Raw genomic sequence first — 21,166 nt, forward strand, 5'->3', positions numbered from 1 at the left:
AATGATAACGATTGCCGGATACGCTTGAGACGTATCACAAAACAATTACGTAGGAACGTCTTAAAAAAAACGTTCCTGTCAGCATGATATACATTGTTAAAGAGCATTTAGAGCTGAAAGCCCTAAGCTGGAAGCTTGAAGAGAAAACCTTCTCGCAAGCACCTAGCTTAAAACTTTGTCATAACGGTTTTGATGTCATTCACGCTGGGCTTTTTCAAGCTTTTAACTTCAAGCTTGAGTGGTGGAGCCAAGCGGGATCGAACCGCTGACCTCCTGCGTGCAAGGCAGGCGCTCTCCCAGCTGAGCTATGGCCCCAATACTAACGACACGCAAATTTGTGTAAGACTAGGCGCATTATTGCGATGCATAGCCTGCTATGCGAGTAATAATGCAACGACGTATTACGCAAATTTGGTGGGTCTGGGCAGACTTGAACTGCCGACCTCACCCTTATCAGGGGTGCGCTCTAACCAACTGAGCTACAGACCCGGTATTCAGTCATTACAGATCGTGAGATCGGCAACAACTCAATGAGCTACCGTTTGCTCTATCACGTGATCAGGTAATTCATTGTGAGCGCTTACCGCGAGGATGATGCATCGTTTAAGGAGGTGATCCAGCCGCAGGTTCCCCTACGGCTACCTTGTTACGACTTCACCCCAGTCATGAACCACACCGTGGTGATCGCCCTCTTGCGTTAGGCTAACCACTTCTGGTGCAGTCCACTCCCATGGTGTGACGGGCGGTGTGTACAAGGCCCGGGAACGTATTCACCGTGCCATTCTGATGCACGATTACTAGCGATTCCGACTTCACGGAGTCGAGTTGCAGACTCCGATCCGGACTGAGACCGGCTTTAAGGGATTCGCTGACTCTCGCGAGCTCGCAGCCCTTTGTACCGGCCATTGTAGCACGTGTGTAGCCCTACCCGTAAGGGCCATGATGACTTGACGTCGTCCCCACCTTCCTCCGGTTTGTCACCGGCAGTCTCCTTAGAGTTCCCACCATTACGTGCTGGCAAATAAGGACAAGGGTTGCGCTCGTTACGGGACTTAACCCAACATTTCACAACACGAGCTGACGACAGCCATGCAGCACCTGTCTCTGCGCTCCCGAAGGCACCAAGTGATCTCTCACAAGTTCGCAGGATGTCAAGGGTAGGTAAGGTTCTTCGCGTTGCATCGAATTAAACCACATGCTCCACCGCTTGTGCGGGCCCCCGTCAATTCATTTGAGTTTTAACCTTGCGGCCGTACTCCCCAGGCGGTCGACTTATCGCGTTAACTTCGCCACAAAGTGCGCTAGGCACCCAACGGCTGGTCGACATCGTTTACGGCGTGGACTACCAGGGTATCTAATCCTGTTTGCTACCCACGCTTTCGCACCTCAGTGTCAGTGTCAGTCCAGAAGGCCGCCTTCGCCACTGGTATTCCTCCCGATCTCTACGCATTTCACCGCTACACCGGGAATTCTACCTTCCTCTCCTGCACTCTAGCCTCATAGTTCCGGATGCCGTTCCCAGGTTGAGCCCGGGGCTTTCACAACCGGCTTATCAAGCCACCTACGCGCGCTTTACGCCCAGTAATTCCGATTAACGCTTGCACCCTCCGTATTACCGCGGCTGCTGGCACGGAGTTAGCCGGTGCTTCTTCTGCGAGTGATGTCTTTCCTGCCGGGTATTAACCGACAGGCGTTCTTCCTCGCTGAAAGTGCTTTACAACCCGAGGGCCTTCTTCACACACGCGGCATGGCTGGATCAGGGTTGCCCCCATTGTCCAATATTCCCCACTGCTGCCTCCCGTAGGAGTTCGGGCCGTGTCTCAGTCCCGATGTGGCTGATCATCCTCTCAGACCAGCTACGGATCGTCGCCTTGGTGAGCCATTACCTCACCAACCAGCTAATCCGGCATAGGCTCATCCAATAGCGGGAGCCAAAGCCCCCTTTCTCCCGTAGGACGTATGCGGTATTAGCCTGGGTTTCCCCAGGTTATCCCCCACTACCGGGTAGATTCCTATGCGTTACTCACCCGTCCGCCGCTCGTCAGCATCCAGCAAGCTGGACCTGTTACCGCTCGACTTGCATGTGTTAGGCCTGCCGCCAGCGTTCAATCTGAGCCATGATCAAACTCTTCAGTTTACAATCATTGTGGTTCTTACTCACCGTCCCGAAGGACAGCAAAAGCGAACCAAACTTGGCTCAAGGTTTTCAAACGTTCTCTCAAGATCCGAAGACCTTGGACGAGTCGCTTGCCTTGATATTTGGTGATTTATCACCCTCATCGGCAAGCGCCCACATGAATTACCTGATCACATTATTAAAGAGCATTCGCTTTATAAAACTGGCCAACCGTTGAACTGCTTGGCCTCAGCGAGGAAGACGTATTCTACGCACTTCCGAAGGATTGTCAATGACTGATTGGCGAAAAACGAGACGGCGTGACATAACACAGTAACCACGCTCGATTTCCTAACCTGCTGACAAACCTGAGGTTTTACACCTCATCCACCGCTGGCAACGCTGGGCGTCCCCGGCAGCGGATGCGTACTTTACGGTTTTGCTGACGAGGACGCAAGGGGTGTGCGGAAAAATTCTACTTAAACCACCCCGACTACTTAACCCCGTTCATTTGAAGCACTGACAAAAGCGCCCTGTCCTGCCTGGCAGCTTGAGTTCATTACGTGACAACCCTATCATTGGTCTTACCAATTTAGAGAGCCATTCAATGAACTACCCTCCGCTACGCCAGCAGCGATTAGCCGATGTTATCACCGAGCGCCTGGAGGCCATGATATTAGAAGGCAGTTTGAAGCCCGGGCAGCGCCTACCGCCCGAGCGTGAGCTTGCTGAACGATTTGGTGTGTCACGGCCTTCCTTAAGAGAAGCGATACAGAAACTATCGGCTCGCGGCTTGTTAACCAGCCGTCAAGGCGGAGGCACCTTTGTTGAAGAGTCGCTTAATAGTGGTTACACCGACCCTTTGCTGGAAATGCTCTCCCGTCATAAAGAGTTCCACCTGGATCTGCTTGAGTTCCGCGACGCCATGGAGGGCATTTCGGCTTATTACGCGGCGCTGCGCTCTACGCCAGCCGATAAAGCCGTTCTTATACAGCGCTTTGAAGAACTTGACGGCGGATTTGTCGGTGCCGACCCTGCCCAGGAAGCAAAGTTGGATGCGGCCTTTCACCTGGCGATTGCGGAAGCCGCCCATAATGTTCTGCTGTTACATACGATTCGCGGCATCTTCCATCTGCTTGAACAAAGTATCGTGGATAATTTGGCCCACCTCTTCGCCAAACCGGATTCACGTAGCCAACTGATGCAGCAACACCGGTCTCTACTGGATGCCATCATTGAAGGCCGCCCTGAAGACGCACGTACACGCGCTCACGAACACCTGGTATTTGTCGAGGATGGTTTACTGGAAGTGGCTCGTGCTGAAACACGCGCACAGCGCGCCTTGCGCCGTGCCCAGGGAACGAGTTCGGCACCCGCATGAACATTTCTTTATTCCGCTGGCGGTATCTATGGTTGATGGTGGTAACGCTAGGGCTTTTCTTGTGCATGTGGCAAGCATCGCTCCTGGCCCGTGAGCAGGCACTGAACAACCTTCAGCAAGAGGCGGAAAACGAACTTCGCCTGTCCGCCGCCAACCTCAATGGCTACCTGTTACGTTACGACTACCTTCCCCAGATGCTTGCTACGCGCGAAGGTGTCCAGCGTTTTCTCGCCTCGCCGGACAGCCAGGACCCGATGCCCCTCAATTTGTTGCTGGATCGGTTTCGTTTTACCTCTGGCGTTTCTGACGTTTATCTACTGGACCGCAATGCTGACACAATCGCGGCCAGCAACTGGCACCGACCAAACACCTTCATCGGACAAAACTACGCATTTCGCAGCTATTACCAGGATGCGATCGCAGGGGGGCAGGGGCGCTTTTACGGACTCGGTCTCCAGTCGCAGGAACGCGGTTATTACTTCTCGTCCCCGGTATGGCTGGATGACACCTCACCCGACGCGCGCCCCGATGGCGTCCTGGTCATTAAAGTACTGCTCAACGACGTGGAAGAAAGTTGGGCTGAACAGGAATCCACCCTGTTCGTTACCGATGACGACAACATCATCTTCCTCGCCAGCCAACCCGAACTGCGCATGAGTGCGCTTTATCCGCTGACCGACGAACAGCGGCAGTCACTGCATGCAACAAAACGCTACGGCCAAGAACCCTTACCCCCCTCCGGCATTCAGGTGCAAGACATCCTGAATGTGCATAGCCGCGTCGTGACGTTTAAAGACGGCCCGCTCAGTGACGGGCATTATCTGAACCTGACCCGGGAAATCCCTGAATTTAACTGGCAAATGCATATACTCAAGCCGCTTAGCCCCGTCGTAAACGCCCAATGGGTGGCCGCTTTAATGGCCGGCGGCCTCTATGGCATCGTTGCCCTGGCCGCAGGTATCGGCTGGCAACGGCTTCGTCTTCGCCGTGAGCGCGAGACATTTGCCGAGCGCGAGCGGCAGACGTTGGCCCGGGTTCGCGATGAACTGGAGATGAGCGTTGAGAGACGTACCCGCGACCTGGTTGCCAGCAACCAACGCCTTTCTGATGAAATAGATGAACGTCGCCGAGCAGAAGCCAACCTGCGTCAAACCCAGGACGAACTCATCCAGGCGGCCAAGCTCGCGGTTTTAGGCCAGCTCGCCGCGGGCATTAACCACGAGCTTAACCAGCCACTAGCGGCTATTCGCGCCTACAGCGAAAACGCCCGGCGCTTCATCGAGTTGTCCCGTGTGGAGCAGGCAGATGCGAATCTGGAGCAGATAATCGAGCTTACCCACCGGATGGCCGACATCAGTGCCCAGCTGCGCCAGTTTTCCCGTAAAAGCAGCGACCACCCGGAAACGGTTTCCGTTCAGGCCTGTGTCGATTACGCCTTGCGCCTCTTCCAGAGCCGACTGCGTGATGATCGCATCGAGGTTGAACAACAATGGCCCGAGGACACGCTTTGGGTAAAAGCCGACCTGGTACGCCTGGAACAGGTACTGGTCAATTTAATCGGCAACGCCCTTCAGGCCATGAAAGAGACCCCTTCGCCGACGCTTACGCTTAGCGCTCAAGCCAACAGCCAGCAGGTGATTATCCAGGTTGCTGATAACGGCCCAGGCATTCCGTCCCAATACCTTGAACAGGTTTTCGAGCCGTTTTTCACTACCAAAGCACCTGGTAGCGGGCTAGGTTTAGGGCTTTCCATTTCATCGCGTATCATGGACGACCTAGGCGGCAAGTTGCAGGCAGCCAATCTGCCTGGCGGCGGCGCCTGCTTTACCATCACACTGCCTCTCGCACCTGCCCCGCGGGCTACTCAGGAGACTGTTTCCGATGCATGAGCCGTCGACGCTGCCGGTCATGGTGATTGACGATGAACCACACCTGCGTATCACCGCCAGCCAGACCCTTGAACTTGCCGGTTATACCCCACACTGCTTCGAATCCGCTGAAGCAGCCCTGGCCGCACTCCCCGCCAACTTTCCCGGTGTCATTGTCAGCGATATTCGCATGCCGGGTATGGATGGCATGGCGTTGCTGCACGAACTCCATCGTCGCGACAGCACCCTGCCGATCATTTTGATTACCGGCCACGGTGATATTTCAACAGCCGTCGAGGCCATGCGCGCCGGAGCATGGGATTTCCTGGAGAAGCCTTTTGCCGGTGACGAATTGCTCGACGTGGTGCGCCGGGGTATCGAAAAACGCCAGCTCAGCCTGGAAAACAATCGCCTCAAAGCAGAACTCGAAGCTCAGCAGGCGGCGCTCGGCCCGCGCCTGGTGGGTCGCACTCCGGTAATCTCCCGCTTGGCGGCGATGATTCAACGCATCAGCCAGGTCGAGGCTGACGTACTGCTGTTCGGTGAAACCGGGACCGGCAAAGACCTGGTGGCCCGCGCCATTCACGAGCGCAGCGCTAGGCGCAACCACCCTTTCATGGCCATTAACTGTGGCGCCGTGCCTGAACACACCATCGAGTCTGAACTGTTTGGCCATGAGAAAGGCGCCTTTACCGGCGCGGTTGAACGGCGAATCGGCAAGTTTGAGCACGCTAACGGCGGTACCGTCTTCTTGGACGAAATTGAGTCCATGCCCCTCGCCCTGCAGGTCAAACTTTTGCGCGTACTGCAGGAGCGACATATTGAGCGACTGGGCGCCAACGATGTGATACCGCTCGACATCCGCGTGATTGCCGCTACAAAAATCGACCTCAAAGCCGCCGCCGAGGACGGTCGCTTTCGCGAGGATCTCTATTACCGGCTGAACGTGGTGACCTTACCGCTGCCAGCGCTGCGCGAAAGACGTGAAGATATACCCCTGCTCTTCCAGCATTTTGCCGTCGTGGCGGCCAACCGCAGCGGCCTGGAAGCGCCCACCGTCGACAGCCATGGTATTGCCAGCCTGCTTGCCCACGACTGGCCGGGTAACGTACGTGAATTGCGCAACCTGGCCGAACGCTACGTACTGCTTGGCGCAGCCTTCGACTACCGGCTGGATGCCCTGCTTGAGGGCGCTCAGGCAGATACCGAAGAGCCAACGCTTCCCCGCCAGGTCGAGCTGTTTGAAAAAAGCCTGATCAGCCAGTCACTTTCCCGCCATCACGGGCGCGTCACCGAGGTCTGCCACCATCTTGGCATTCCGCGCAAGACCTTCTACGACAAGCTGAAAAAACATGGGCTACACGCTAACGACTACCGCCATAGCAGCGATCCTTGATGGAGCAGCTCGCCCAACACCTGCCAGGGAGGCAGGCAGGGCCAGAGCGGCAGCAAGGCAATCAGCATCAACATATTCGACAGCGGGCGGCGGCAATCGCCAAACTTCAGCGCCGTACCGAAGGAACGCTTGAGCCGAGCGCCTTCCAAGTCGACGCTGTAGATTTCGTCCAACAGCAAGTGAATAACAAACCCGATCCATACCGCCGCCCCATGCGACCAGGCCAGCCACGCTGGCTGGGAAAGCAGTTGAAAGCTCACGGCCGTTGTCAGCAGCGCGCATAAAAGGCTCGCCAACAGTGAATGCCAGATACCGCGGTGTACCGTAAAACGCGAAAACGTGATCCCCGCTAGATAACGCACCGCCAAGTAAACGCCACCGCAGGCCATTAACAACTGACCAGTGGACAACCAGGGCTGCAATATAAGCACGCCCAGCACCAGTGCCGGTATGGACAGGATATTGAAAATGAGCCGGATTGAATGTGACCGGTCGGCATCGATATCGGGCAAAATACCGCCAAGCGCGGTCAACAACACCACCAATAAGGCCTGGGAAGGCGCCCACCACTCTAGTTGCCAGCCAGCATAAGCCAGCAGCATACCGCCCGCAGAGGCCACCGTGATGTGGGTGCGAAAGTTCGCCATGACACGCTCGACCAGAAAACTGTATAAATTAACAGATTTCCGGCCGATACAATACGACTTTCCAACAAAAAAAGAGGGGAATGAAGCGCTTAAGAGGGACTTGGTTCGGCAAGAAAGCTATCTTTCAATTTGACGTAATTACCAGCGGTGTAAGTAAAGAAAGCGCGTTCCTTATCTTTAAGGGGACGCAATGCCTTGGCCGGATTACCTGCATAAACATGGCCACTTTCCAGGTGTTTGCCCGGGGTCACGACCGCACCGGCGGCAATGATGACTTCATCGTCCACCACGGCACCATCCATGACAATCGCCCCCATGCCAACCAGAATACGGCTCCCCAGGGTACAGCCATGAAGGATCGCTTTATGGCCAATGGTCACGTCGTCACCCACGGTAAGCGGGAAACCCTCGGGGTTGTAGTCACTGGCATGGGTGATATGCAGCACGCTGCCATCCTGAACGCTGGTGCGGGCACCAATTCGAATACGATGCATATCGCCGCGAATCACCGTCATCGGCCATACCGAACAGTCGTCACCCAGTTCGACATCACCAATTACGACACTGGCCGAATCAATATACACCCGCTCGCCCAGACGCGGCGTCATGCTGTTGAAGCTTCTTAACGCACTGCTCATTGTATGCTCCTCACTTTTGATGCAGGGATGGCGCACCACTATAGCAACCCGCTAAGCAGAACCATAAGCGTCAGCGGAATCGACACCCAGCGAACCACGTTGCGCCAGCATAGATAACCGCGCTCACCCACGCCCAACGAAGCTGTGGCTGAATCGCGAGGCAGCACCCAGGCGGCAAAGATCGCAATTAACAGACCGCCTAACGGCAGGAAAATATCCGGCGGAATACTGCTGACCAATTCGAATACATTACGTCCGAGCAGCGGGCGAAAATCAGCGAGTGTTGAGAACGACAGCGCCGATAGCAGACCCATCGACCACACGCTAAGCGCCACGACGGCCGTTGAAGCGCTCCGCCGCCAGCCTAACCCCTGTAATGTGGCCACCATCGGCTCAGCCAGGTTAATCGCCGATGTCCAGGTCGCCAACAACAAAAGTAGAAAGAACACACTCAGCCACAGCGACCCCCAGGGCAGCTCCGAAAAGGCAATTGGCAGGGTCACAAACATCAACCCTGGGCCATCAGCAGGGTCCATTCCCTGGGAAAATACCACCGAAAAGATCGCAATACCGGCCAGTAGCGCCACGCTGATGTCCAACACCGCAACCGCCATGGCCGCCCGCGGCAGGCTCTGCTCGTCAGGCATATAGGCACCATAAGCCATCAACGCACACGCCCCCACGGCCAGGGTAAAAAAGGCATGTCCCATGGCATGCAGCACAACGCTGAGCGTTAGCGCCTCCCATGAGGGTAAAAATAGCCAGGACAAGGCTGTACCGAAACCGCTGGTCGTGGCCGCATAGGCCGCCAGCAACAGCAACAGGCCGTACAGCAGGGGCATTAACAGATTGTTTAGCCGTTCCAGACCTTTGGCAACGCCCGCCGCCACAACCACCATGGTCATCAGCAGAAACAGTGTGTGGTTAAAAATCAGCAGGCCTGGATTGGCCAGAAAGGCATCAAAACCGGCACCAATATCAGCAGCACTGGCGCCCCTGAAATTGCCGTTGATGGAGGCCACCAGAAATTCGATGGACCAGCCGGAAACCACCGAGTAAAACGACAGGATGCAGAACACCGTGAAAGCGCCGAAAAGGCCCAACCAGCGCCAGTGCCGCGAGGCACCCGCCTCGGCGGCCAGTACCCCCAGGGACTGCATGGGCCCCCGGCGTCCGGCGCGGCCTATTAAAATTTCTGCCATCATCACGGGTATGCCGAGCAATATCACAAAGGCCACGTAGATCAATAAAAACGCCGCGCCGCCGTTCTCTCCGGCCACATAAGGGAAGCGCCAGATGTTACCCAGCCCCACCGCAGCACCCGTTACCGCCAGGATAAAGGCCCGTTTTGACCCCCAGCGCTCTAGCGTTTTACTCATTGATGATTCTCGCCTTGGTGGCCCTGAAAGCCCGCAAGACTAACAGGCGCAGGACTGAAGGCAAGTCGCGGTAATCCTCCAGCATTGAAACAACTCACGTTTGCCCGCACTCTAATGCCATGACAGCGCTCGTCGCTCTTCACCCATACCCAACGAGGCACCTATGTCCCACAATCCGCTGCTCGAGACTCACTCGCTGCCCCCGTTCACCGACATCCGCGCCGAGCACGTGGTCCCAGCGGTTGAAACCCTGATCAGCGAAAGCCGTGACACGATTGACCAGCTCGCCCAACAGGCCAATGACACAGCGCCCACATGGGAGAACTTTGCCGAGCCCATCGAAGCTGTCAATGACCGGCTCACTCAAGCGTGGTCTCCGGTTTCGCACCTCAACGGGACCATGAATACACCCGAGTTCCGCGACGCCTACCAAACTTGCCTGGAACAGCTTTCCGAGTTCAGTACCTGGGTAGGGCAACACGAAGGGCTTTTCCATGGCTGGCAAGCGCTCAAGGCAGGGCCCGCGTGGGCTCAGCTAAGCCCGGCCCAGCAGCGCACTGTCGATAACGCGCTCCGCGATTTCCGCCTGGCTGGCGTCGACCTGCCCGCCGATAAAAAAGCCCGTTACGGTGATATTCAGGCGCGCCTCTCGGTACTGTCCAACCAGTTTTCCAATAACGTGCTCGACGCCACACAGGCCTGGCACAAAGATATCAGGCATGCCGACACGCTGGCGGGCTTGCCGCAAAGCGCGCTGGATACGCTGAAGGCAACGGCGGAGGCCAAGGGCATTGATGGGTTTCGTATCACCCTCGATTTTCCCAGCTTTTTTCCAGTGGTCAGCTATGCCGATAACCGGGAACTGCGCCGCGAAGTGTATACCGCTTTCGTCACCCGTGCGTCCGACCAAGGGCCAGACGCTGGCAAATTCGACAATGCGCCCATTCTTGAAGAAATACTGGCGCTGCGCCAGGAGCTCGCTCACCTGTTGGGCTTTGATACCTACGCCGACTATTCGCTGGTCACCAAGATGGCCGACTCCCCTGAGCAAGTGCTTACCTTCCTGACCGACCTGGCGAACCGCGCCGTCCCCCAAGCCCAGCAGGAAGTCGCCGAACTCAGCGAGTTTGCGCGTACTGAGCTGGGGATCGAGACGCTTGAACCCTGGGACGTCGCCTATGCCAGCGAGAAACTGCGCGAAGCACGCTACGCCATTTCGCAAGAACAGCTGCGCCCTTATTTTCCCGCACCGCAGGTCGTCGATGGGCTCTTTCAGGTGGTTGAACGGCTCTACAGCGTACGCTTTAAAGAAGATACTAACGTTGCGCACTACCACGACGACGTGCGCTTCTACTGGATCACCGACAATGATCAGCCGATTGCCGGTTTCTATCTCGACCTTTACGCCCGCGAAGGCAAGCGTGGCGGTGCCTGGATGGCCGATTGCCGGGTACGCCGCCAGACGCATGACGGCTTGCAGCTTCCCGTCGCTTTTCTTACCTGCAATTTCACCCCGCCGGTGGACAACAAGCCCGCGCTGCTGACCCACGATGAAGTCACCACGCTATTCCATGAGTTTGGCCATGGCTTGCACCACATGCTGACCAGGCAAACCATTGCTGATATTTCGGGTATTAATGGCGTCGCCTGGGATGCCGTCGAACTGCCGAGCCAGTTCATGGAAAACTATTGCTGGGAACGCGAAGGGCTCGACCTGATTGCCGGCCATGTCGACAGCGGCGACCCTCTGCCTGAAGCCTTGCTGGAGCGCTTACAGGCCGCCAAAAACTTCCAGTCCGCCATGGGCATGGCACGTCAGATTGAGTTCTCGCTGTTCGACCTGCGCTTGCACCACGAGCTCGAATCCCCCAGCGCCAGCGATGTCCAGGCGCTACTCGACGAGGTACGCCAGCACGTTTCCGTGGTCCCCACCGTTGCCTTCAACCGCTTTCAAAACAGCTTCGGGCACATTTTTGCAGGGGGCTACGCGGCGGGTTACTACAGCTACAAATGGGCAGAAGTGTTGTCGGCCGATGCCTGGAGCGCGTTTGAAGAAGCCGGTATCTTTGACCCTGCTACCGGCCAGCGCTTCCGGCAAGAGATCCTCGAGCAAGGCGGCGCACGCGATGCTGCCGACATGTTCCGTGCCTTTCGCGGCCGCGAACCCAGCGTCGACCCGTTATTACGTCATAGCGGGATCCGTGCCGCTTAAACCCGCCCTACCTGAACGCGCCCTCTCTGGGGGCGCGCCATTGGAGCCTGATGATGTCGAGCGTAAAACGTTTTATTGCAGGCGTGACCTGCCCACGGTGTGCTGCCATGGACCGCGTTCGTGTCTGGGAGCAAAACGGTATTCGTTACCGGGAATGCGTTAGCTGTGATTTTTTCGAACAGCTACCCATCGAGGACGAAGCCCCCGGGGAGCTGACCACCCGGGTCAATCAAGCCCGCCCGGAGCCCGCCCAGAATGAGATCCAGCCTGTGCGGATCATGGACCCTGACCACAAACCGTCCGACTCATAGCGATTAAAAAAATCGCGTCGGCGAGACAACGTGTGCGGATTAACGCACACAAAACCCTGTTTACCGTGCGCAACACCAGACACTTCGTGCTTTTCTCTATACGACTAACGTTGAAAAGAAAAATTTCAAGTCATTGGTTTTAAAGACAAAGACTTGTCTTGGCACAACAATCGCTCTAGTTTATGGCTCACCGCTGGTGGCGTTGCTTCATCCGTGTACCACCAGCGCGTTAACAACCTCAATAAACAACTAGGGAAATTCGCCATGCGCAATTTTAAACCGACCACATTGGCATTACTGACCAGCAGCGCGATTCTTGCAGCCGGTAGCGTCCAGGCCGACCGCGAAGACTGGCCGGACAACTTTACCGTTGGCACCGCGAGCCAAGGGGGCACTTACTTCGTTTATGGCTCCGGCTGGGCCAACTTTATTGCCGATGAGCTGGACATCTCCGGTGGCGGCGAAGTGACCGGCGGCCCTACCCAGAACCTGGCACTGGTGCATAACGGCGATGCCGCCTTTGGTCTGGCGACCATGGGTCCGGCTGCCGATGCAGTGAACGGTAAAAGCCCCCTCGCTCCAGGCCTGGAAATGGACAACGTCTGCGCGATGTTCCCCATGTATGAAACGCCGTTCTCGATCACTGTTCTCTCCGACAGCGGCATTGAATCAATTTCCGATATTCCCGACGGCGCACGTATCGGTTTTGGCCCATCGGCTTCCACGTCTGACACCTACTTCCCGGCGATGCTGGAAGAATTAGGCGTCAACTTTGAACGCCGTAACGGCGGCTGGTCAGATCTGGGCGGTCAGCTGCAGGACGGCTTGCTTGACGTTATCGCCTTTGCTGCCGGTATTCCGATCCCGGCAGTTAGCCAGCTCGAAGTGCAAACCGATGTCAACATCATCGAGTTCAATGAAGAAGAGCTGGAAACGGTGATGGAAGCCTTCCCCGTAGCGGAATTCTCCATCCCGGCTAGCACCTACGAAACGCTTGAAGAAGACGCCCGCGCCGTTTCCATGTGGAACTTTGCCATCGCCGGTTGCGACCTGCCGGAAGACTTTGTTTACGAAGTCACCAAAGCCACCATGGAAAACAACGACCGTATGCAGTCTGTTCACCGCAGTGCAGCGACCACCATTCCGGAAAACATCAAGCACAACACCGTGCTGCCTTTCCATCCGGGTGCTGCTCGCTGGTATGAAGAGAACGGCTACGAGATCGACGAAGACATGATCAAGTAAGCAACACTTGCTGTCGTCTGCCCCGTGCCAATCAAGGTTGGCCGGGGCAGTTTTCGCTAATGCCCCTTTGTTTGCTGTGAGGGTGAACTCTAATGAGTCACAAAATCGACCAAGAACCCAATGGCCTCAAGGATGATGCCCAGGATGCTGAATCGGTCCCTGAGTCTATTGCCGAGGGTGTCGATGAAGAGATTGTTGAATCCAACCGCCGTCTTTTCACCGGCTGGCAGTTTTTCTTGTTTGCGGCGTTAGCCATTGCCTATTCAAGTTTCCACCTGATTTCACTGAATGTGTTTCCCCTGGAAACCTGGTCGTTTCGCATCCTGCACATTGCCGGTGCGCTTATCCTCGGTTACGGGCTGTTTGCCGGTGCGCGTTTTGCCGAGGACGACCACCAGGCATCTGGCGCTGCCTTGAAGTGGGCAAGTTATGCGCTGCTTGTTCCCGCCACCTATACACTGGTGCAGGTGTTTCTGATGCACCAGACCCTTAGTGGCGAGGCAATGCGTATCGACCCTAGCGTCGAGAACTGGCATTACGGCTATCCGCTCATGGCGACCACGGCCGGTGCCATTGTACTGTCATGGTTTTATCGCCAGGCGCGCCATCGTTTTAACCCGGCAGATCTGGTACTCATGGTTTGCGCAGCCGCCAGTGCAGGCTATTTGCTGGTGGCGTTCAACACCAACATACGCATGTCGACCGGCACGTCCTTTGCCCCATCAGGCATCTCCTGGGCGGCAATTGCAGGCTCCATGCTGATTCTGGAGCTGACCCGCCGCGTCGCCGGATTGGCGTTGGTTGTCATCTCAGCGGTATTCTTGACCTATGTCTTTGCGGGTCCTGCGTTGCCCGGCTTCCTGGGCTACCCGGGCCTTTCGCTGCAACGCTTCTTCAGTCAGGTGTATACCGATACGGGCATTCTCGGGCCCACCACTGCCGTATCGTCGACCTACATTATCCTGTTCATTATTTTCGCTGCCTTTCTGCAGGCCTCCAAAGTGGGCGATTATTTCGTCAACTTCGCCTTTGCAGCGGCGGGGCGCGCTCGCGGTGGCCCGGCCAAGGTGTCTATCTTCGCGTCGGGCCTGATGGGCATGATCAACGGCACATCCGCCGGTAACGTCGTCTCGACCGGCTCGCTGACGATCCCGCTGATGAAAAAGGTGGGTTACCCAGCGCGCAGCGCCGGGGCGATTGAAGCGGCCGCCTCTACCGGCGGGCAGATCATGCCGCCGATCATGGGCGCGGGCGCCTTCATCATGGCCGAAGTGACCGGCATTCCGTATACAGAGATTGCCATTGCCGCCATTATTCCTGCCATTCTCTACTTTGCATCCGTCTACTTCATGGTCGACTTTGAGGCGGCCCGCAAAGGCATGCGCGGCATGCGCAAAGAAGAGATCCCGCTATTCTCCAGGCTGGTCAAGCAGGTCTACCTGTTCGCCCCCATTATCATCCTGATCGTCGCGCTGTTCATGGGCTATTCGGTGATTCGTGCGGGGACTCTGGCAACGGCGTCAGCGGCGGTTGTCAGCTGGATTTCACCTAACAAAATGGGGCTTCGTGCCATTTTGAAAGCACTCCAGCTGGCTGGCACCATGTCGATCCAGATTATCGCCGTGTGCGCCTGTGCGGGCCTGATTGTCGGGGTTATCTCGCTGACCGGCGTGGGGGCACGTTTCTCGTCGCTGCTGCTCGGTCTGGCGGGTGTGAGCCAGCTTCTGGCGCTGGTGTTTGCCATGCTGATCAGTATTCTGCTGGGGATGGGCATGCCCACCACGGCAGCTTATGCCGTGGCCGCATCGGTCGTTGCACCCGGCTTGATCAACATCGGCATCGAGCCGCTGGTTGCCCACTTCTTCGTGTTCTACTTCGCGGTGGTCTCCGCGATCACCCCGCCGGTGGCACTGGCCTCCTATGCGGCAGCGGGTATTTCCGGCGACAACCCCATGGGCACCTCGGTGGCGTCGTTCAAGATCGGGTTAGCCGCTTTCATCGTGCCGTTCATGTTCTTCTACAGCCCGGCCATGCTGATGGAAGGCTCTGCCATGCAGATTCTGCGCGTCGGGGTGACCGCAACACTGGGTATCGTATTGCTCTCGGGCATGGTCCAGAAATGGTTCTTCGGTCCGGTGAATACACTCCAGCGTATCGTCATGCTGGTAGGTGCGATCTTCATGATTTACGGCGGTATTTATACCGATGTAGCGGGCCTGGCCATTGGTGCCATCCTGTTTATCATGCAGCGTAAACAGCACGGCGGTGGTAACAAGACGCCGCAAACGGGCTAATTGACGCCAGTCGTTAAATGCGAAGCCTAAAAAAACCCCGCTCAGTTAATCTTGAGCGGGGTTTTCGTATTTCAGGTTCGTCTAGCCGCTCAGATTATCGACAATCTTCAACACCGGCTTGGATTGATTAAGCGTGTAAAAGTGCAGCCCCGGCGCGCCACCGTCCAGCAAACGCTGGCAGAGTCGACTGACGACATCGGTGCCGAAATCGGCAATGGCCTCGCTGTCGTCGCCGTAGGATTCCAGCTGCTTGCGAATCCAGCGTGGGATTTCCGCGCCGCAGGCATCGGAGAAGCGCGCCAGCTTGGTGTAATTGGTGATCGGCATGATCCCTGGAATGATCGGCTGCTCAACGCCTGATGCACGGGCTTTATCAACAAAGTGGAAATAGGCATCAGCGGTGAAGAAGTATTGGGTAATCGCCATGTTGGCCCCGGCCTTCATTTTACGCGCAAAGTTTTCCACATCCTTGTCGAGGTTGGGGGCCTGTGGATGAGATTCTGGATACGCAGCGACGGCAATATCAAAGTGGTCACCCGTTTCATCACGAATGAATTCGACCAGCTCATTGGCGTAGCGCAGCTCACCGATGCTGGCCATACCGGACGGCATATCGCCGCGCAAGGCCACCAGGCTGTCGACGCCTTCTTCACGGTACTGGGCCAACAGATCCCGCAGCTGGGCCTTTTCGCTCCCAATACAGGAAAGGTGCGGGGCAGTAGTCACACCGCTCTGACTCACCTGGCGAACAATCTCGCGAGTACGGGCCTGGGTTGAACCACCGGCACCGTAGGTAACCGAGAAAAACCGCGGGTTGCGGGCGGCCAGTTCATCGCGTGTCTGGATTAGCTTGTCGCGCCCGGCATCGGTGCCCGGTGGAAAGAATTCAAAGCTAATACCTAGCGGATGCTCGTGGCGGCTCATGGGATTTCCTCACAATGTGTCAATAGTCATGATATTTTGCGCTATTCTCGCTGTTCCGTTGCGCTGGGGCTAATGAAAGATTCCACGCTCGGTCTTTAATTCGACTCATGTTCATCGATGACACACATATGATGGGGGGGTAAATGGATCTTACACCTGGCGCATTGGTTGGGCCGCTGCTCATGTTACTCAGCTATGTGGGGTTAGGCTGGCTGGCCGCCCAACGGCTCAAGCTAGACCCTCGCCCGATTGCGACGCTGCTGATTTACCTGATTGCTCCCTTTACCATTTTTCGCGCGCTGATGAACGGCGGGCCAACGCCTGATTACTTACTGCTCACATTAGCGCTGTTCATTATCGCGAGCCTGATGGCGCTGTTGGTACAACGCTTCACACGCTACCGCTTTGGCGAACAGGAAGCCGCCCTGCTGGCATTTTCCTCGGGAACCGGCAATACCGGCTACTTTGGCTTGCCGATTGCGTTGATATTGCTGCCCCCCGAGGGGGTTACGCTTTACCTGTTCTGCATGCTGGGGATCAATATCTATGAATTTACCGTGGGTTTTTACCTCAGCGCTCGCGGACGCTTTTCGATACGCGAAAGCCTGATCAAAATTTCCCGCTTACCGCTTATCTACGCCTTCCTGTCAGCGTTACTGCTTAGTGCCCTTGAGATCACCGTCCCCGCCGCGGTCATGAGTTCACTCCAGGTGTTCCCCGCCACCTACACGCTGCTGGGCATGATGATTATCGGCATGACCCTAAGCCAAGTGACGCTTGACGCCTGGGATGCTCGTTTTGTAGCCACCTGCCTGGGCCTTCGCTACCTGCTCTGGCCGCTGGTCATGCTGGGGGCCGCTTTAATGCTGCAGTGGGCGGCGCCGCTTTCCACGGAACTGGCCATGGCGCTGCTGCTGATAGGCGTGGTGCCCATGGCCTCCAACGTCGTGGTGGTGGCCATGGAATTGGGCATCCAGCCACAAAAAGGCGCCTTAGCAGTGCTGGTCACGACACTGCTTGCGCCGCTGCTAATTCCGCTCTATCTCGGTTTAATGCTGCGCATGACGGGGCTGGGGTAGACGCTTGAATCTGCCGACCACCCAATGGGTTAAAAACCCTCAACCCCTATTTCGTTTAACTGCGCTGCCATCTGCTGCACGTCGGGATGGCTAAAGAACGCCACCAGCGCCTCTGCACGCACCGGCCCGACACCTGGCTGGGCCTGCCACTCGGAACGCGTGAGGCCCGCCAGGGTAGACCAGTCGCCCAAGCGGGCACTACCACCAGGCGGCATCCCCAGCGCGTCAAGCCAATTGGCGTAGGGGGCGAAGCGCGCGGCTTGAAACTGCTCCATCAGCACCGCGGCGGTCGCATGGCCAATACCGTAAGCCTGCTCAAGCTCGGCTGGCTCAACGGTCAGCCAGCCTAGCAGGCGGGTAACCACGCCCGCTTCCATCAGCGCCTGCCAGGTCCCCTCACCAACGCCCTGCATCTTCAACTGGTCGCCAAGGTAAACGAGCCGCGCCAGCAACTGGCTTTCGCAGCCAGGGGTTAACTCAAAGCAGCTCAGCAGGTGGTAGCGCTGGGGTGACGGCGGAGACAGCGGCGAGCGCTCCTGGGTATGCCATACCACCTCAGTCAGCTGCGGAATCGTCAGCCCCCCAAGAGTGACTGCCACCTGGTCGCCGGGGCGAACATCCAGTGATTCCCAGCGCTCCAGGGAGCCTAATGAAACACGGCTGATGCGCCGCCCTTCCAACAGGACAGGATTAAGCCATATCAGCGGCGTTACTCGCCCGGTGCGCCCGACGCGAAACTCAATACCGCGCACCTCTGCCAGCGCCTGCTGGGCCGGGTATTTCCAGGCCACTGCCCACTCCGGTGGCGACGAAGACCAGCGGCGAACGCCGGGGCGCTCGGCCTGCTTGAGCACGACGCCGTCAGTGGCAAACGGCAGTGGGCCGTTGAACCACTTATCCCGCCAATAAGCCGCATCCTGATGATCATCCAGTCGGTGGGTATAGTCGGCGGTATCAAACCCCAGCGCGCTCAGTTGGGCTAAGCGGCTTTCCATGTCGGTTGGGCCGTCAGGCCAGCCCCAGATAAACAGCCCCACTTGTTCTCGCATTTGCTGCGTTGGCGCTTGCTGGGCCATCGCACCAGCGACATTTCCTCGCGCTCCCGTGGCGGGGTTTCGTGATTGGACATGATCCGGCAAACGCCAATACAGCTCGCCCTGCAAGACACCGGACAGCGGCGTGGGCAGCTTATTGGGTACAGCAGGTAACTCACGGACACGGGCCGTCCAGTCCTGGCCGCGCTCGCCATCACCACGGCTCACCGCCTCTACCAGCTCACCTTCCTGGTACCGCAATGTGACCGCCACACCATCGACCTTTGGTTGAATCCAAAGGTTATCCCGGCGGCTGCTAAAGCGTCTCACCCCCTCATCATCGGTTTTTTCAAGGCCGGTTTGCGCGTAAGGGTGAGCCCGACTGTCACGCGTACTGGTGATGCGGGTCAAAGGTTGGTGACTGGGGACCTTGCCCAGGCATTTCTGCCATTCAGCCAAACGCGCCACGGCTTGATCGTAGAGCGCATCGTCAATCAAGGATACGCCCTGATCATGATAGGCACGATCCCAAACTTCTACCTGCGCCGAGAGTGCCTGGCTCTCGCGTGTCAGTCGCTCGGTGCTCCAGTCGGGGCACTCTCCTGCCTGCACCGTTAGGGAGACCGCCATCAACCAGCCCGCCAGCCATCCCTGCCTATATCGTTTCATTGCCATCAGCCTCCGCCACTTTATCCATTAATGGCGTTAGCCTAGCGCACTGCGCATAAAAAACGTCCCCGGCATGCGCCAAAGGGACGTTTTCTTACACCACAGCGAGCAAATATCTTACAAAGCAGCTGCCTGACGGAGCGTATCGGCCTTGTCGGTGCGCTCCCAAGGGAAGGCGATAAACGTCTCTTGCTGGGTATGACCTTTATCATCGACCCAATGGTAGCTGTGCTCAAATGGCTCGCGGCCGAAGTGTCCGTAGGCGGCGGTCAACTGGTACATCGGGTGAAGCAGGTCGAGCATTCGGGTAATCGCGAAAGGACGCAGGTCAAAATGCTCACGCACCAGTTTGACGATCTGGGCATCACTCACCTTGCCAGTGCCGAAGGTATCGATGGACACGGAGGTCGGCTCGGCCACGCCGATTGCGTAGGAGATCTGGATTTCACATTTGTCAGCGAGGCCCGCCGCCACGATGTTTTTTGCCACATAGCGCCCCGCATAGGCCGCGCTGCGGTCAACCTTGGACGGGTCCTTGCCCGAGAAGGCGCCGCCGCCATGGCGTGCCATGCCACCGTAGGTATCGACAATGATCTTGCGGCCGGTCAAGCCACAGTCGCCCACCGGGCCGCCAATCACGAACTTGCCGGTTGGATTGATGTGGTATTGGGTATCTTCATCGAGCCATTCGGCGGGAATCACCTGCTCGATAATTTCCCGTTTGACCATGGTACGCAGGTCTTGCTGGTCGATATCCGGATCGTGCTGGGTGGAGAGCACCACGGCATCGACGCCACAGGGTTGGCCTTGCTCATTATAGCGGAAGGTCACCTGGCTCTTGGCATCCGGGCGCAGCCAAGGCAGCAGGCCGTTCTTGCGCAGCTCGGCCTGGCGCTCTACCAGACGATGCGAGTAATGGATCGGCGCCGGCATGAAGGAGTCGGTCTCGTTGGTGGCGTAGCCAAACATCAACCCCTGGTCGCCCGCGCCCTGATCTTCCGGCTTGCTACGGTCAACGCCCTGGGCAATATCGACGCTCTGTTTACCGATCAGGTTGACCACGCCACAGGTGGCGCCATCGAAGCCTACATCCGATGAGGTATAGCCGATCTCGGTAATCACATCACGTACCAGGGTCTCAAGGTCCACCCAGGCATTCGTGCTGATTTCACCGGCAATGATCGCGACACCGGTCTTGACCAGGGTTTCACAGGCAACGCGCGCCTGTTTGTCACGGGCAATAATGGCATCCAGCACCGCATCGGAAATCTGGTCGGCAATTTTATCCGGATGGCCTTCGGAGACGGACTCGGAGGTAAACAGGGAATATTCGCTCATCGCGCACTCTACCCTCGGTGTGACGGCGGCAAGTCACCGCAGCATCATCAGGAAATCATGGCAGGAAGTTGCCCTGCCCACCTATTAAAGAAGCAACACTGCGCTTCGGGGGCCAAAGTTTACACGCTGTTGGAAGTTCTTCCCAGAACGAGGCCATAGAATTTGCCGACGCCCGGGAAGTCAGCGACAATAGCGCTTTTATTATTCACGTTTTCAGGCGAGGAGCACCCCATGCCGTCCCGTTTTGAGCTGGCCAATGCCATTCGCGCCCTTTCCATGGATGCCGTCCAGAAGGCCAAGTCCGGCCATCCGGGCGCGCCCATGGGGATGGCGGATATTGCCGAAGTGCTGTGGAATGACCACCTCAAGCACAACCCCGAAGACCCCAAATGGGCCGATCGTGACCGGTTCGTGCTGTCCAACGGGCACGGTTCCATGCTGCTCTATTCGCTCCTCCACCTGACCGGTTACGAGCTGAGCCTGGAAGAGTTGCAGAATTTCCGCCAGCTGCATTCGCCGACCGCCGGGCACCCGGAATATGGCTACGCGCCGGGCATTGAAACCACCACCGGCCCATTGGGGCAGGGCTTTGCCAACGCCGTGGGCTTTGCCATCGCGGAAAAAACCCTGGCGGC

The 21,166-nt window shown here is 57.2% G+C and carries 14 protein-coding genes, 2 tRNA genes, 1 rRNA gene and 1 pseudogene; 9 read left to right on the forward strand and 9 right to left on the reverse strand.

Annotated features, from left to right (window positions below; all coding sequences use genetic code 11):
* Positions 1–239 precede the first annotated feature (239 nt).
* From ADS46_RS12645 to ADS46_RS12655, 3 genes are all read right to left on the reverse strand, one after another.
* Positions 240–315, reverse strand: a tRNA-Ala gene (locus ADS46_RS12645).
* 97 nt (positions 316–412) lie between these two features.
* Positions 413–489, reverse strand: a tRNA-Ile gene (locus ADS46_RS12650).
* Positions 490–604: 115 nt separating this feature from the next.
* Positions 605–2,137 (reverse strand): 16S ribosomal RNA (locus tag ADS46_RS12655).
* 586 nt (positions 2,138–2,723) lie between these two features.
* Here ADS46_RS12655 and ADS46_RS12665 point away from each other — a divergent pair.
* From ADS46_RS12665 to ADS46_RS12675, 3 genes are read left to right on the forward strand one after another with little or no spacing between them, the layout of a single operon-like run.
* The gene (locus tag ADS46_RS12665; protein ID WP_066320680.1) at positions 2,724–3,497 is read left to right on the forward strand and encodes a GntR family transcriptional regulator; all 774 of its coding nucleotides are present in this window, start codon (positions 2,724–2,726) and stop codon (positions 3,495–3,497) included.
* Positions 3,494–5,386 carry a sensor histidine kinase gene (locus ADS46_RS12670; protein ID WP_066320682.1) on the forward strand — a complete coding sequence of 631 codons (1,893 nt, stop codon included), beginning with the start codon at positions 3,494–3,496 and terminating at the stop codon, positions 5,384–5,386. The genes ADS46_RS12665 and ADS46_RS12670 overlap by 4 nt, the downstream gene beginning before the upstream one ends.
* Positions 5,379–6,761 carry a sigma-54-dependent transcriptional regulator gene (locus ADS46_RS12675; protein ID WP_066320683.1) on the forward strand — a complete coding sequence of 461 codons (1,383 nt, stop codon included), beginning with the start codon at positions 5,379–5,381 and terminating at the stop codon, positions 6,759–6,761. The genes ADS46_RS12670 and ADS46_RS12675 overlap by 8 nt, the downstream gene beginning before the upstream one ends.
* On the opposite strand, the gene ADS46_RS12680 is transcribed toward ADS46_RS12675, so the two are convergent.
* The 3 genes from ADS46_RS12680 to ADS46_RS12690 form a co-directional block, all read right to left on the reverse strand.
* A complete protein-coding gene (locus ADS46_RS12680; RefSeq protein ID WP_066320684.1) occupies positions 6,737–7,408 on the reverse strand; it encodes a metal-dependent hydrolase in 672 nt (223 codons plus the stop codon). The genes ADS46_RS12675 and ADS46_RS12680 overlap by 25 nt on opposite strands.
* 89 nt (positions 7,409–7,497) lie before the next feature.
* Entirely contained in the window at positions 7,498–8,046 is a 549-nt protein-coding gene (locus tag ADS46_RS12685; RefSeq protein ID WP_066320685.1) for a gamma carbonic anhydrase family protein, read from the reverse strand.
* A 38-nt stretch (positions 8,047–8,084) separates the two neighbouring features.
* The gene (locus ADS46_RS12690; protein ID WP_066320686.1) at positions 8,085–9,425 is read right to left on the reverse strand and encodes a sodium-dependent transporter; all 1,341 of its coding nucleotides are present in this window, start codon (positions 9,423–9,425) and stop codon (positions 8,085–8,087) included.
* Between the two features lie 163 nt (positions 9,426–9,588).
* Here ADS46_RS12690 and prlC point away from each other — a divergent pair, with 163 nt between their 5' ends.
* The 4 genes from prlC to ADS46_RS12710 all read left to right on the forward strand — a co-directional run bounded on the left by prlC (position 9,589) and on the right by ADS46_RS12710 (position 15,487).
* On the forward strand, positions 9,589–11,637 hold the full coding sequence (gene prlC / locus ADS46_RS12695; RefSeq protein WP_066320689.1) for an oligopeptidase A: 2,049 nt from the start codon (positions 9,589–9,591) through the stop codon (positions 11,635–11,637).
* A gap of 53 nt (positions 11,638–11,690) precedes the next feature.
* The gene (locus ADS46_RS12700) at positions 11,691–11,948 is read left to right on the forward strand and encodes a YheV family putative zinc ribbon protein (RefSeq protein WP_066320692.1); all 258 of its coding nucleotides are present in this window, start codon (positions 11,691–11,693) and stop codon (positions 11,946–11,948) included.
* 264 nt (positions 11,949–12,212) lie between these two features.
* Positions 12,213–13,193, forward strand: a complete 981-nt coding sequence (locus ADS46_RS12705; protein ID WP_066320695.1) for a TAXI family TRAP transporter solute-binding subunit — start codon at positions 12,213–12,215, stop codon at positions 13,191–13,193.
* Positions 13,194–13,285: 92 nt separating this feature from the next.
* Positions 13,286–15,487: a TRAP transporter permease gene (locus tag ADS46_RS12710; protein WP_066320697.1), complete on the forward strand. Its 2,202-nt coding sequence runs from the start codon at positions 13,286–13,288 to the stop codon at positions 15,485–15,487.
* Between the two features lie 81 nt (positions 15,488–15,568).
* Here the strand turns inward: ADS46_RS12710 and metF are convergent, their stop codons facing one another.
* Positions 15,569–16,411, reverse strand: a complete 843-nt coding sequence (gene metF, locus ADS46_RS12715; protein WP_066320700.1) for a methylenetetrahydrofolate reductase [NAD(P)H] — start codon at positions 16,409–16,411, stop codon at positions 15,569–15,571.
* Positions 16,412–16,554: 143 nt separating this feature from the next.
* Between metF and ADS46_RS12720 the strand changes: the two genes are divergently transcribed.
* On the forward strand, positions 16,555–17,490 hold the full coding sequence (locus ADS46_RS12720) for an AEC family transporter (RefSeq protein ID WP_066320702.1): 936 nt from the start codon (positions 16,555–16,557) through the stop codon (positions 17,488–17,490).
* Between the two features lie 29 nt (positions 17,491–17,519).
* Here the strand turns inward: ADS46_RS12720 and ligB are convergent, their stop codons facing one another.
* Both ligB and metK read right to left on the reverse strand, forming a co-directional pair.
* Positions 17,520–19,193, reverse strand: a complete 1,674-nt coding sequence (gene ligB, locus ADS46_RS12725) for an NAD-dependent DNA ligase LigB (protein ID WP_066320704.1) — start codon at positions 19,191–19,193, stop codon at positions 17,520–17,522.
* Between the two features lie 117 nt (positions 19,194–19,310).
* A complete protein-coding gene (gene metK, locus ADS46_RS12730; protein WP_066320705.1) occupies positions 19,311–20,531 on the reverse strand; it encodes a methionine adenosyltransferase in 1,221 nt (406 codons plus the stop codon).
* Between the two features lie 231 nt (positions 20,532–20,762).
* Here metK and ADS46_RS12735 point away from each other — a divergent pair.
* Positions 20,763–21,166 (forward strand): annotated as a pseudogene (locus ADS46_RS12735) (transketolase); the annotation flags it as partial.

The sequence above is a fragment of the Halomonas sp. G11 genome, assembly GCF_001663515.1.
GTDB lineage: Bacteria > Pseudomonadota > Gammaproteobacteria > Pseudomonadales > Halomonadaceae > Vreelandella.